The following is a 13015-nucleotide window of genomic DNA, read 5'->3' on the forward strand; positions in this document are numbered from 1 at the left end:
TGCCAGCACGGCGGCGGGGGAAACGGGGGAAATGGTTGGCAAGACGCCGCTTTTGGCGCTCATCACGTCGGCCGCCATTGGACGATGAGCGGCCATCCGTTCAAAGGCGCCGCACCCGATGCGACAACACCGCTTCCACCCGCGACGCTGGAAGCGGGCTGTCGTCGGCGTCTTGCCACACTAGAAACCGTTTTCGCACAAAACGATGTGTACCAACGTTCACCAACGAAAAAAGACGGCGGTCGTCCCATCCCCGTCCAATATCTCGGCGAACTCACCGGCCTCTTCCGTTTCCATGGCGCATTCGATTGCGTGCGCTGATCGATGATAGCCCCGACAAGGATCGAGACCAACGAAGTCAACATCGTCAGCTTAACCGCCTTGGAGTCTAAAAGGCGGTCGAAAACAGCTGTTTCCCCTGCTCAATGGATGAACGTGTGAAAAGAAGCACTGATGATACAAGGTTTTTCTATTTGAGAAACGATGCTAGGAAGCGGTATGTACTATTAAATCACCAGCCTCCTAAAAAGCGCAGCACTTGTTTTTCAAAGTAGACGAAAAAGATCCCGTCCATCCGCGCCTCTTCTTTCACGCATTGCCGTTTTCATCGATCGGCTGCCGCTTCCCGATTTCAGCCGGGGTCCGCAAATCGTAGCCATCATCGTTTTTGCTCGTATGGATGATGTCTTCGTTCGCTCCGATTTTGCTTGCCCGCTTCAGTTCCTCATCCGGCATAAACCGCTCCATCGCCATCCTCCTTTCGCTTCTTTCGTCCTTGTCGGCTTTGATTCAGTTTTCAGCTTAGAGGGGCGGTGATGTCGTACAAAATACTGCGATTCCATCTGTTTTTCAGTTAGAGAAGCTTGGCGAAATCGGCGTTTTTGTTTGGCGAAATGCCGCTGAGTTGCTCGTGGCAGCTGTTTTTCACCGGCCTTTTAGGGCAGCGCTTTTGCTTAGCGTCTTGGGAAGAACCGGAAACCCCGGTGGAAGCGGTGGACCTTTCGGGCAGCGCTTTTCCTTAATATCCCCCGCCACTCACCCCATCATTCCCGGAAAAAAGGATTGACAGCCTAGCGGTTGTTCAGTACGATTTTGTTAACAAACATAAAAAGGGGGTTTACATATGAAACAACGGACTTCGCTTCGCCCGCTTGACATGACGCTTGCCGCGATGTTCGTCGCCTTGATGGCCATCGGCGCCAACATTACATCGTGGGTGCCGTTTCTTGTTGTCGGCGGCGTACCGATCACGCTGCAGACGTTTTTCTGCGTCCTTGCCGGCGCGGTGTTAGGGCGGCGGCTCGGCGCGGTGGCGATGACGGTGTATATGTTCGTCGGCCTAGCCGGCGCGCCGGTGTTTTCCAAGCTTAGCGGCGGATTATCAATCATTTTCCAACCGACATTTGGCTTTATTCTCTCCTTTATCGCCGCTGCGTATGTGACCGGCTGGATCATCGAACGCGGCCCGCAGCCGGCACCCACCGTCCGCTTTGTCACCGCCGCGCTTGTCGGGATGGTCATCAACTATGTCATCGGCACGAACTGGATGTATATGGCGTACAAATTATGGGCGGAAGCGCCAAAAGGGCTGTCGTACGAAATGGTATGGGGCTGGATGCTTGTCCCGCTGCCAAAGGACATTTTGTTATCGATCGTCGCCGGCCTGATCGCTCCAAAGCTTTGCCGGGCGATCGGCCGCTCCTCTTCCGCGAGCCGGCCGGCGGCATAAACGAAACGCGCCTGTTGAACAACAGGCGCGTTTTTCGTTAGAAAAATAAATTGAACACTTGGTACAGAAAACCAGCTATGAGCGCAGAAATCGGGAGCGTAATCACCCATGTAATCACAATCCGGCGAGCGACGCCCCATTTGACTCCTTTCACCCGCTGCGCGGCGCCCACTCCCATAATAGCCGAGGAAATGACGTGGGTTGTGCTGACCGGCAAATGAAACGTTGTCGCTGAAAAAATGACGAGCGCGGACGATAAATCCGCGGCCGCCCCGTTGATCGGGCGGATTTTCATGATTTTTCCGCCGACTGTTTTAATGATTTTCCACCCGCCGACCGCCGTTCCCAGCCCCATGGCCGTAGCGGCGGCAATGCGCACCCACTCCGGAATGTCGGTCGTCGCGTGATATCCGCCGGCGATCAGCGCCATCGTAATAATCCCCATCGCTTTTTGAGCGTCGTTCGTTCCGTGCGTGTACGCCTGCAAAGCGGCGGTCACGATTTGAAAGAGGCGAAATCCTTTGGTTGTACCGTATAAGTTCGCATTTTTAAACAGGAATCGAAAAATTGTCATGATGACAAAACCGACACCCAGCGCCAAAAACGGTGACAAAATCAGGGACTCTAAAATTTTCAAAAAACCTTGGTAATTTAAAATGCCGATTCCGGCCGCCGAGACCGCCGCGCCGGCAATCGAACCGATCAGCGCGTGGGAAGAGCTGCTCGGGATCCCATAGTACCACGTGATTAAGTTCCACGCGATCGCGGACGTCAACGCCGCCAAAATGATGATCGGCCCGTTTTCCAACGCAAACGGGTCAACGATGTCCTTCGTAATCGTTTTGGCTACGCCGGTAAACGTCAAAGCGCCGATAAAGTTCATCGCCGCAGCCAGCAAAATAGCGCGCCGCGGCGTAAGCGCCCTCGTTGACACCGAAGTGGCAATGGCGTTGGCCGTATCATGGAAGCCGTTGATGAAGTCAAACGCCAGCGCAAAAATCACGATGCATATCGTCAAGACAAGAATCATATCCATAAAAACAACGTCCCCTTTTATGCGTTGCGCATAATAATCGTCTCAATCGTATTGGCGACATCCTCACAGCTGTCGGCAATTTCCTCGAGCATTTCATACAGCTCTTTATACTGGATGAGTTTAATCGGATCTTTTTGGGAGACAAACAAGTTTTTGATGGAAGCGCGCAAAATTTCGTCACATTTCGTTTCGTAGTCTTTGATCTTGATGGCGTGCTGGCGCATATCGAGCAATTTTTTATGCGAAAGCAGCTCTAGCGCATGAACGATTTCAATCGTGCTTTGGTAAATATAGTCGAAAAATTTCCCCATATGTTCGTCAATGTCGGTAAACGAGAACATTTCAAAACGGGCCGAGCATTGCTCGAGGCCATCGAGCACATCGTCCATTTTCATCGCCAGCTGGTGAATGTCTTCGCGCTCGATTGGGGTAATAAACGTTTTATTGAGCTGGACGACCAATTCATGGATGAACGAATCCCCTTTCCGTTCATACTCCTTCATCACCCGCGCGAACTCTTTCAAATCGCCGACGTTGCGGATTTTGTATTCGACAAAATATTGGGCCGCTTCCTTCACATTTTCCGAAATCGTGAACAACATATCGAAGAAAACGTCCTTTTTTGGCGAAAAAATCATGGCCGGAACACCCTCCATTGATGGAATGAAAGTCACCGCTACTTATTGTAGCAGCTTCAAGTTTGTTTACAATAAGAAAAAAGAAACTTTACGCAAAATTTACATGACCTTTACATTTTGTTCGCCTTTCCAGCTGCGTATTACATAGCGTGCCAAAAGAGCGACGAAGCTATGCATGTCCGCTTTCGTTCGTCGATCATGCTGTCGCGCGGCTTCAGGCAATACCCGCCCGTATCAAACGTCACCCCTTTGCCGACGAGGGCGATCACGTCCTCCCACCGTTCTTTTCCTTGGTATTTGAGAACGATCAGCTTCGGCGGCTGCGCCGATCCTTGATTCACCGCCAAGAGCGCGCCCATGCCGAGCCGCTCCATCTCTTCTTTTTCCAAAATTTCATAGTCCAAATCGTACCGGGTAGCGAGCTTCACCGCATAATCAGCCAAATCGGACGCCGTCAACAAATTCCCTGGCGTATTGACGAGTGTGCGCGCCGAGTTGGTCGCCTTTCCGTACACCGAGCCGACAACCAAGCTCGTCTTGATGTCCGCTGCATCGGCTGCCGTATAGACGGTAAGCGACGCCAGCGTTGCATCCGGTTCTGCTTTTTTCTGCTTGTAGCCGGGAAACTCATACGTGGCCAAATAGCACGCTTCGGCCAAGGCATGGGCCGCCTCGTTCGCATCGACCGCTTCGGTCGTAAACGTGTCGAGCACAACGGCCGCCGCAGTCCGCTTCGCCTGCTTGAGCGCGCGAAAGAGCTTGCCAAATCCTTCACGCAGCCGCGCAAACGTCAGCTCCTCTTGTTTGCCAAGCCCGACAAAATACAATCGCCTCGCTCCAGTGGGCAAAAAAGGATGGATGACGGAAAGGCGCCCCCATTTCGCGGAAATGTCGCCTTCCTTTTGCAGCTCGGCCAGCCGCCCACCAAGGCGGGCATCATACGCTCCGGCCAGGCCGCTCCTTCAAACAACCCGATCACAAGCGCGTCCTCATTCGTTTCGGGCGATGGAAACGGTTTTACAGTAAACATCGTTTCCTCCCCTTTCGTCATGGCTTTCATGTTCCATTATATCGAAATGGGGTTATTGTTTCGAATCCCTAATGAATAGCTTGCCTTTTTTCTGCCGGGACCGCCCCACCGTGGTTTTCTTTCTGGCCACACTGCACACGATAGAAGGAAAACGCGGCCAGCAAATAGAATATCACATTAACGGCTCTTCGCGAACCGCTCCTAGGAGGCTGGTGATTTCGTGCAAAATGCTACTGATTCCATCTGTTTCTCAATTAGGGAAACCTAGCAGAACCAGCTTTCTTTTCTGAATGAAAATGCCACCGATTCGTGTGCGACAGCGGTTTTTCACCGCTCCTCTAGGAGGCTGGTGATTGACTCGCCTTTCTCCAGCAGAAAAACTCGTGGCATCGGTCCTGCTTTTCACCCGTTCCCCCATTGATGAAGGGAATCGTCGGTTTTTTACCCCGCTTCCAAAAATATGGTAAAAACAGTTGTTTCTCTTGAGCAATGGGGAGCGTGTGAAAGACGCTGCTGATGCGACAAGGCTTATCCATTTGAGAAACGGGTTTGAGAAGCGGCTTGCTTCCTCAAAATCATCGGCCTCCTAGGCGGGCCTGAATCCAACGGCCTTTTCCGAGGAGGAAAAGCGCAATGGATGAGGGTGAAACGCGCCGCCCCAGCATTTCCAAGGAGGAACAACGCCATGAATATTGTCTCCCTTTGCCCAAGCAACACGGAATTGCTCGCTTACCTTGGCCGGCTCGATGACGTCATCGCCGTCGACCAATCGTCCGATTGGCCCCCGGAGGTCAGGCGGCTGCCGAACGTCGGGCCGGATTTGCGCATTGACATCGATCAAGTCGAAGCGCTGAAACCGGACCTTGTCGTCGCTTCGCTGAGCGTTCCCGGGATGGAGCGCAACATCGAGGAACTCGCGCGCCGCCGGCTGCCCCATCTCGTTCTGGCGCCGAATACGCTCGATGACATCGCCTCCGACCTTCTTACGTTAGGTGAAGCCATTGGTGAAACGCAAAAAGCGGCTGATCTCGTCCGCCGGTATCGCGAGTTTCTCGCTGAGTACCGCGAACGAGCCGCCGCGGCCGAACCGGTCCGCCTGTATTGGGAATGGTGGCCGCGGCCGATTTTTACGCCCGGCGGCGGCAACTGGCTGAGCGAGCTCAGCGAACTCGCCGGCGGGCGCAACGTGTTTGCCGACTGCCCGCAGGCGAGCATTCAGACGGAATGGGACGAAGTCGTCGCCCGCAATCCAGCGCACATATTGCTCGTCTGGGTGGGGGTGCAGACAAAAAAAATGAGGCCCAGCGCGGTCACGCAGCGCCCAAAGGCCAACGAAACGGACGCCGTCCGAAACGGGCGCATCCATCTTCTTGAAGAAGCGCTCTATTGCCGGCCGTCGCCGCGCTTGCTAGTCGGATTAAAAAAATTAGCGCCGCGTTTGCATCCGTCGCTCTTTCCTCCCGCCGACGACAGCGACCCGCTCCTCGGGCGCTGACAGGCGGGGGGCCTGCCAATGATTCGATTGTCCGCCCCACCGCGCAGTCCATCGATGCCTGCTTAGCTTTTCGACTGCAAATATTGCTGGCGAAACACTTGCATCGTTTCATCTTCGTTGAGCCGCTTCAACTCTTCCTCCGACAAGGTGCCGTCCCCTTTTTGCACCACATAGACGTGAACTTTCCTTTTTCCCCAATATTTATAGACATCTTCGACGGTTTCGTAATATAAGTCGATGCGATTCCCTTTGATCGCCCCGCCTTTATCGGCCACGACGCCGAAGCCGTAGCCGGGAATAAACAAAATCGTGCCGATCGGGAAAACGCTTAAATCCGCGGCAATCGTCGAGTAAAGGTCGCGTTTGACGCGGACGCCGGAGTATGTAATGCCATACTCAGGATGATCGGGCGTTTTGCCGGTTGACTCGGCACCAGCTGTGTAGCCGGTCGCGATCACTTCCACGGACGGATATTTTGACCAATCAAAATGGTCTTCGAGGCGTGGCGGGGAGTGCTGACTGTTTTTCGCGCGCTCCTTCAGTTCCCAAACAGGCGGGCGACCCACCGAGAAAACGTTTGGAAAGGAATGGAGAACCGTTTTCGCCTCAACCCCTGAAACGGATTGAAACGTTGCGGTCAACGCGGCAAGAAACAAGAGCGTCATCGCGGACCGGCGCACAAACTGCCTAAACCTATTCAATGCTCTCAACTCCTCTCACACCTCTATTTATCTCCATCCGAAATCGAAATATTCATTGGCAGCGAAAGCGGTTTTTCACCGGCCTTCTAGGCAAAATGCCATTGCGCAGTACCGGCCATAGCAAGAAAGCCGGCCAACAGCAGGCGGCCGACTTGAACGCTTCTCGAGTTTCCAAGCACAAAAAAATGGCCGTCGCCAGCCGCTGCAAAACGGCGCGAACAGCCAAACCGACACCGCACCCGTTCCCGCGTGCGGAAATCCGTTCCCTTTTCCCGATGGGAAGCTGAAACCGGCACGCCCACAAGGCGGCCGGTCGTCAAAACATCCGGTATCCTTTCGCTCGCAGCGTGCGAATCGCCCATCCGGCGCAAAGAGCGCCGGCGAATCCGCTCGCCAAAATCAAGACGTCGGCCGCCGCCAACGAAGCGGCTTTGCGCCCGAGCGCGGCAAACGCCGCCGCCGGCGCGGTGAAATAGCGCGTCCATGGCACATCGTCAATGATGAGCGCAGCGATCACCGGAAAGCATACGGCGACAATCCACGTCATCCGCAACACCATATTGAGCAAAAAACTAATGCCGAAAAACAAGACAAAAAATAAAAGCATGGAAATTAAGACAAGGGGCAAACTCATCTGCATCCGCCCTCTACCTCCCTTACACCCTTTTTCAGTGTACTGGATGGGCGGATGCCAAGTCAACGCCTGTTCTCTCCCTCTTTCTCGCTTCCTGTCCCTTGGCAGCAGTAGCACGTTTCCGAACCGCCAAGCAGCAACTGCACGTACCCGTGCCCATCACAATAAGGGCAAGCTGTCCTCGTCATCATCGATGTTCCCCTCCATTTCGTTTTTATTAACATATCAAAATTTTCTGTAAAAATAAACGGCGGTTTTTCGCCGTTTCGCTTCATGTAAACGGATACATCGATGACTTGCTTTCATTTTCTTCGTCATTCTTTCCCTTTCAGCGATTCAAAGTAGAGCCGATACTTCGTGTACCCGAACGGATCGCCCGGGTTGAGACCATTGTGCGGCGGCAGGAACGCGAGCGGCTCAAGCGCGAGCAAATACCGAATCAGGCCGGAAGTGTCACGGTCGGCCTGAAGCGCGGCTCTGCTCAAGAAAGCAGCCGCATCCAGCTCTTCGGTCTGCACGATGATGCGCTCCGATCGCGGCCGGAGCAAAAAAATCGCCATGTTGTCGCTGATGTTTCCGTTGATGACGCCGGTGCGCACACCAAGCAGCGCGACGGGTTCCGAGCGGATTCCCGTTTCTTCCCACACTTCGCGAACAGCCGTTTCATCGAGCATCTCCCCCGGTTGCACAAAGCCGGCCGGCAGCGACCATTTTCCTTTCAGCCCGCTGTATTTTTTCTTGACGACGAGCCATTCCCCCGCTTCATTGATGACCAAGCCCGCTGCGGCGATCCAAACGTTTCCGCGTTTGCTGTCCATCGTTCTCATCCTTTTGTTTCATGATCGTTGTTTACGTTGGTAGTTCGACAGCCAGACGGCGAATCCCTGTTTTTGGCGCACAAAAAAGGCGATCTTCCCCTCAAGAAAGACCGAACTCGTGTGGCAGAGAAACGGCTGGTGCGTCTATCGCGATGAGGGGAGTGTCCCAGTCCTTTTGGAACACTCCCCTCACTCCCGCAAAACCGCTGCCATCGATCGGGCCGATGTCAGCGAGTCGCCTCGCCATCTTTAACGGTTGCCAGCGCCGCGCAGCCGCCGAGCTTGCCGCTAGGCAGCTTAACCAATGTCGCACCGCTCCCGCCAACCGTTTTAGAAAAATTTAAATTTCCCTTTTTTCATCACGAGCGACGAACCGCCGATCAAATACAGGGCGCGGTTGTCGATCACTTTTTTCATGAAGCTTGCTTTCGTTCCCCACAGCTTTTTGCCGAAGACGACGCCGATGGCATCATCATGGCCGAGCGAACAGACGGTTCCTTTAATGTCAGGCTTGAACGGCTCGAGCTCTCCTTGCCCGCGGATGAGCACCGCCAAGTTTTTCGCGCACAGCGCGCCCTCCTGCATGGCGATCTGCGCCGTCGGCGGATACGGGCGGTTCGTTTCCTCATCGATGACGAGCGAACAGTCGCCGACGACAAAAATGTCTTCATGGCCTGGGACGCGCAAATATGGGTCAACCTTCACGCGCGCCCGCGCCGCTTCAAAGCCGGACTCCTCAATGACGCGGCTGCCGCGCACGCCAGCGGCCCAAATGACCGTGCCGGCTTTGATTTCTTCGACATCATCACCCTTGGCGACGATGATGCCATCCGGCGTGCATTCTTTGATGGCCGTGCCGATTTTGAATTCGACGCCTTTGCGTTCAAGCTGGCTGACCGCGTACTCGACGAGCTCCGGATCAAAGCCCGGCAGCGCGGTCGGCGCCGCCTCGACGCAAATGATGCGCACTTTGTGCGGGTCGATGTCATACTCCCGGCACAGCTCCGGCATCCGGTTGGCGAGCTCGCCTAAAAATTCGATGCCCGTAAACCCAGCGCCGCCGACAACAATCGTGAGCCGCTCCGGTTTTTTGTCCTCTTCGGTATTGTACGTCGCAAACTGGTATTCGATATGCTCGCGGATTTGCCGCGCGGCATCGACATTGGCGATCGAAAACGCGTATTCTTTCAATCCTTTGATCCCAAACGTTTCCGATTCAAAGCCAAGAGCGATGACAAGGTAATCGTATGTCAATTCCCCGTCTGCTAGCAGCACTTTTTTCTCATCCGGAACGATTTGAGTGACCGTCGCTTGAACAAACTTCACTTTGTTCCGATCGATGACATCACGGATCGGATAGCGGACGCGGTCGTGATGCAACGTTCCCGCTGACGCCTCATGAAGCCATGTCGTCTCATAGTGGTAGTCATGTTTGTTGACGAGCGTAATGTTCGCCTCATTCACCCCGATCAGCTTTTGCAGACGAACCGTCGTCATCAGCCCACCGTAGCCCGCGCCTAAAATGACAACGTTTGGTTTTCTCACTTGAATCACTTCCACCCTTTTTCGTTTTTTATAGCTTTTGCTGCCGTCCCCGTTTTTATCGCACAAAGTTTGTGAAAAAGTTCACGATAACGGACAAAAAAATGTCGAGGGACTGTCACAAAAAATTAACAATCTGTCCACCAACCATATTAGTCCTTTTTCTTCCCCATTTCAAGTGTTTTTTGCGGCAAGACGGAAAAATTCACCGCTGCCCTTCCGCAGCCAACAGACGGTGGGCGTCATCTTTTGCCCATGCTGACATAAGATGCTAAAATAAGAAGGGAAGAAAAATCAAGCTTTGCTGGAAGCGAAACCGAAAACGGCAGCGCCGCCTAGGCGGTTCGCAGCCGACCGCGGCGCGGAACGGAAACGCTCCTGAAACAGGTGGAGAGCAGGAGCCGCGGTGCGAAAAAGAGAAACGGATCATTTCATCACAATCAAAGGAGGTATGGCAGTGAAGGAAGATCGTACTCTTTATGATGTCACGATCATCGGCGGCGGGCCGACCGGCATGTTTGCCGCGTTTTATGGCGGCTTGCGGCAAATGAAGGTCAAAATCATCGAAAGCCTTCCTCAGCTCGGCGGGCAGCTTTCCGCGTTGTATCCGGAAAAATACATATACGATGTCGCCGGATTCCCGAAAGTGCGCGCCCAAGAGCTGGTCAATCAGCTGAAAAAGCAACTGGAGCTGTTTTCACCAACCGTCTGCCTGAACGAATCGGTCGATGTGCTTGAAAAGCAGGAAGACGGAACGTTCAAACTCATCACCAATGAACAAATCCACTATTCGAAAACGGTGATCATCACCGCTGGAAACGGCGCCTTTCAGCCGCGGCGGCTGGAAATCGAAACCGCTTCCCGTTATGAAGGGAAAAACTTGCATTACTTTATCAACGATTTGGAGCAGTTTTCCGGAAAACGGGTGCTTGTCTGCGGCGGCGGCGACTCGGCGGTCGACTGGTCGCTGATGCTCGAACCGATCGCGGCCAGCGTCACGATCGTGCACCGCCGTGACAAGTTCCGCGCCCATGAGCACAGCGTCGAACAGCTTATGAAATCGGCCGTGCGTGTGAAGACACCGTTCGTGCCAGTGGAACTGATCGGTGACGAACATGCCATCCACCAAGTCGTGCTTGAGCACGCCAAAGACGGAACGAAAGAAACGGTCGATGTGGACGCCGTTATTGTCAACTATGGCTTCATTTCCTCGCTTGGGCCGATCAAAGATTGGGGATTGGAAATCGAGAAGCATTCGATCAAAGTGAATTCCCGCATGGAAACGAACATCCCGGGCGTCTATGCCGCCGGCGATATTTGCACGTACGACGGAAAAATCAAGCTGATCGCCTGCGGCTTCGGTGAAGCGCCGATCGCCATCAGCAGCGCCAAAACGTACATCGATCCGACAGCGCGGATGCAGCCGGCGCACTCGACCTCACTCTTTTAGTTTCGTTGTGTGCCGCGCTTCAGTGCGACCATGACACGACAAAGCGAGACAGACCCAAAAAGGGGTCTGCCTTCAAGATCGGCACAACCGATCGTGCGGCAGAAGCAGCCAGCACGTATATAAGCAACGAAAGAGGGGATCCCGATCCTTTTGGGACACCCTCTTTCTCATTTTGGCGGCGCCGTCTGTTCGCTTTACATCGTTTCATCGCCAGACAGCGATACCGATGACGGCTGCTGTTCATGTTCGGCTAGCCGAGCGGCCAGCGCTTCGTTTTCCTTGAGCGCTGCTTTCAGCTGTCGCTGCAGGCTGAACAGGCGAACCCAGCCCAACATAGCGACGACTAAAGCGCCGAGAACCGCGGAGCCAAAAATGACGATGATCAGCGGCAGACGTGTTTCTCCAACCAAATAACGGATGGTCACTTTGTCAACGTTGGCCACCGCGAGCAGGGCGACGATCAGCGCCAACAAGAGGGCCAACACTACATTCACTTGCCCTTTCACTCGCCTTCCCCTCCCTTTCTCCGGGTTTGTCCGCCGCGGTTTCCGCGGTCAGCACTGCTCCGGCGTGCCGGCGTTCGTTGCCGTGCGGAACGACGAACCGCAGCCGCACGTCGCGATGGCGTTCGGGTTATGGATCGTAAATCCGCCGCCAAGCAGCGACTGTTTGTAATCAATGACCGTGCCGCGCAAAATTGGCGCGCTATCGCGGTCGACCAACATTTTAATGCCGTGCTGTTCAAATTCGACGTCGTCCGCGCGCCGCTCATGCTCAAAGCCCATGCCGTACGACAGCCCGCTGCAGCCACCGCCGTGAACCCCTACGCGCAAATAGGCGTTTTCCTCTTCCTGCTCCTTCATCATGTCCTTAATTTGAAACGCTGCCGCTTCCGTCAGCGTGACAATGGCTTCCGCCATCTCGATCCCTCCTTCACTATCAGGTCAAGCGAGGCAGGCGACCCGCGTTCGGGAAAGCTACCCCAACCGGGCGACTCAACGCTCACCGACCTTCCGCTTACTGTTATTATACCGTTTTCCAGCACAAATGCTCAACCGTTCTGCCCGCCCCGGTCATAGTACACCCCTGTGCACACCGTTTCGGCTGGGCCGGTCATGCGCACGCGCCCGTCCCATCCCCAAGTGATCACCAAATCGCCGCCGGCCAAATGGACGACCGTTTCCACTCCGCGCGCCGTCTTCCCGTTGAGCACAGAAGCGACGACAGCCGCGCACGCGCCCGTCCCGCACGCCTGCGTCACGCCGGAACCGCGCTCCCACACACGGAAGTGAAGCTCACGATCACTCACGACTTCAACAAATTCGACGTTCACTCCTTCGGGAAAACGCGGATCGCGTTCGACAAGCGGCCCCAGCGCCTCGACCGGCGCTTGGCGGATGTCATCAACATAAAAGACCGCGTGTGGATTGCCCATCGAGACGGCGGTGAGCGCGTACTCGCGGCCGCCGATGACAAACGGCTCAGCGACGACCTGTTCCGCCTCCGGTCCGATCATCGGTATGGCGCTCCGCTGCAGGCGCGGTTCGCCCATATCGACGGTGACGCTCACCACCTCGCCGTCTTGGACTGCCACTTCTGCTTCAACCAGCCCGGAAAGCGTTTCGATCAAAAAGCGGCGCTCCTTGACAAGGCCATGCTCATACGCGTATTTTGCTACACAGCGCAAGCCGTTGCCACAATTTTTCCCTTCCGAACCGTCGCTGTTGAAAATCCGCATTTTGACCGGCGCCCGCTCCGCAGGACCAATGAGAATTAAGCCATCCGATCCAATGCCGGTGTGAACGTTCGAAACGCGGCGGGCGATCGCCGGCAGCTCGTCTTCCGGAAGCGTTTCGCGAAACAAATCAACGTAAATATAGCTGTTCCCTAATCCATGCATTTTCGTAAACGTAAACGACGGCAATGTTCGTCCCTCCCGAAA

16 protein-coding genes and 1 pseudogene are annotated in these 13015 nt (G+C 54.6%); 4 read left to right on the forward strand and 13 right to left on the reverse strand.

Annotation, left to right across the window (positions count from 1 at the left end; genetic code table 11):
* Positions 1-84: 84 nt before the first annotated feature.
* Positions 85-321 carry a hypothetical protein gene (locus NST29_RS14940; RefSeq protein WP_324698940.1) on the forward strand — a complete coding sequence of 79 codons (237 nt, stop codon included), beginning with the start codon at positions 85-87 and terminating at the stop codon, positions 319-321.
* Between the two features lie 267 nt (positions 322-588).
* Here NST29_RS14940 and NST29_RS14945 read toward each other — a convergent pair whose 3' ends face one another.
* Positions 589-747: a hypothetical protein gene (locus NST29_RS14945; protein ID WP_172418677.1), complete on the reverse strand. Its 159-nt coding sequence runs from the start codon at positions 745-747 to the stop codon at positions 589-591.
* Between the two features lie 376 nt (positions 748-1123).
* Here NST29_RS14945 and NST29_RS14950 point away from each other — a divergent pair, with 376 nt between their 5' ends.
* The gene (locus NST29_RS14950; protein WP_033843158.1) at positions 1124-1729 is read left to right on the forward strand and encodes a biotin transporter BioY; all 606 of its coding nucleotides are present in this window, start codon (positions 1124-1126) and stop codon (positions 1727-1729) included.
* 37 nt (positions 1730-1766) lie between these two features.
* Here NST29_RS14950 and NST29_RS14955 read toward each other — a convergent pair whose 3' ends face one another.
* The 3 genes and pseudogenes from NST29_RS14955 to NST29_RS14965 form a co-directional block, all read right to left on the reverse strand.
* The gene (locus NST29_RS14955) at positions 1767-2765 is read right to left on the reverse strand and encodes an inorganic phosphate transporter (protein ID WP_033018727.1); all 999 of its coding nucleotides are present in this window, start codon (positions 2763-2765) and stop codon (positions 1767-1769) included.
* A gap of 17 nt (positions 2766-2782) precedes the next feature.
* Positions 2783-3403, reverse strand: a complete 621-nt coding sequence (locus NST29_RS14960; RefSeq protein WP_033018729.1) for a DUF47 domain-containing protein — start codon at positions 3401-3403, stop codon at positions 2783-2785.
* A gap of 191 nt (positions 3404-3594) precedes the next feature.
* Positions 3595-4433, reverse strand: a pseudogene (locus NST29_RS14965) (M17 family peptidase N-terminal domain-containing protein); the annotation flags it as partial.
* A 685-nt stretch (positions 4434-5118) separates the two neighbouring features.
* Between NST29_RS14965 and NST29_RS14970 the strand changes: the two are divergent.
* A complete protein-coding gene (locus tag NST29_RS14970; protein WP_033018730.1) occupies positions 5119-5928 on the forward strand; it encodes a cobalamin-binding protein in 810 nt (269 codons plus the stop codon).
* A gap of 62 nt (positions 5929-5990) precedes the next feature.
* On the opposite strand, the gene NST29_RS14975 is transcribed toward NST29_RS14970, so the two are convergent.
* From NST29_RS14975 to NST29_RS15000, 6 genes are all read right to left on the reverse strand, one after another.
* Positions 5991-6629 carry a 3D domain-containing protein gene (locus tag NST29_RS14975; protein ID WP_033018731.1) on the reverse strand — a complete coding sequence of 213 codons (639 nt, stop codon included), beginning with the start codon at positions 6627-6629 and terminating at the stop codon, positions 5991-5993.
* Positions 6630-6715: 86 nt separating this feature from the next.
* On the reverse strand, positions 6716-6949 hold the full coding sequence (locus NST29_RS14980) for a hypothetical protein (RefSeq protein ID WP_033018732.1): 234 nt from the start codon (positions 6947-6949) through the stop codon (positions 6716-6718).
* Entirely contained in the window at positions 6946-7269 is a 324-nt protein-coding gene (locus NST29_RS14985; RefSeq protein WP_033018733.1) for a YuiB family protein, read from the reverse strand. The genes NST29_RS14980 and NST29_RS14985 overlap by 4 nt, the downstream gene beginning before the upstream one ends.
* Positions 7270-7325: 56 nt before the next feature.
* Positions 7326-7451 (reverse strand): YuiA family protein, encoded by a 126-nt coding sequence (locus tag NST29_RS14990; RefSeq protein WP_160331355.1) that lies wholly within the window; start codon positions 7449-7451, stop codon positions 7326-7328.
* 126 nt (positions 7452-7577) lie between these two features.
* On the reverse strand, positions 7578-8081 hold the full coding sequence (locus NST29_RS14995) for an NUDIX domain-containing protein (RefSeq protein WP_033018735.1): 504 nt from the start codon (positions 8079-8081) through the stop codon (positions 7578-7580).
* Positions 8082-8411: 330 nt separating this feature from the next.
* Positions 8412-9635 carry an NAD(P)/FAD-dependent oxidoreductase gene (locus tag NST29_RS15000; RefSeq protein WP_033018772.1) on the reverse strand — a complete coding sequence of 408 codons (1224 nt, stop codon included), beginning with the start codon at positions 9633-9635 and terminating at the stop codon, positions 8412-8414.
* A 439-nt stretch (positions 9636-10074) separates the two neighbouring features.
* Here NST29_RS15000 and NST29_RS15005 point away from each other — a divergent pair, with 439 nt between their 5' ends.
* Complete coding sequence (locus NST29_RS15005) at positions 10075-11073, forward strand: NAD(P)/FAD-dependent oxidoreductase (RefSeq protein ID WP_172706235.1); 999 nt, start codon at positions 10075-10077, stop codon at positions 11071-11073.
* Between the two features lie 194 nt (positions 11074-11267).
* Here NST29_RS15005 and NST29_RS15010 read toward each other — a convergent pair whose 3' ends face one another.
* From NST29_RS15010 to dapF, 3 genes are all read right to left on the reverse strand, one after another.
* Positions 11268-11579, reverse strand: a complete 312-nt coding sequence (locus NST29_RS15010; RefSeq protein ID WP_033018738.1) for a LapA family protein — start codon at positions 11577-11579, stop codon at positions 11268-11270.
* Positions 11580-11627: 48 nt separating this feature from the next.
* Entirely contained in the window at positions 11628-11993 is a 366-nt protein-coding gene (locus tag NST29_RS15015; protein ID WP_033018739.1) for an iron-sulfur cluster assembly accessory protein, read from the reverse strand.
* Between the two features lie 131 nt (positions 11994-12124).
* Complete coding sequence (gene dapF / locus NST29_RS15020; protein WP_033018773.1) at positions 12125-12997, reverse strand: diaminopimelate epimerase; 873 nt, start codon at positions 12995-12997, stop codon at positions 12125-12127.
* Positions 12998-13015: the final 18 nt, after the last annotated feature.

Source organism: Geobacillus sp. FSL W8-0026 (assembly GCF_037966255.1).
Classification (GTDB): domain Bacteria; phylum Bacillota; class Bacilli; order Bacillales; family Anoxybacillaceae; genus Geobacillus; species Geobacillus icigianus.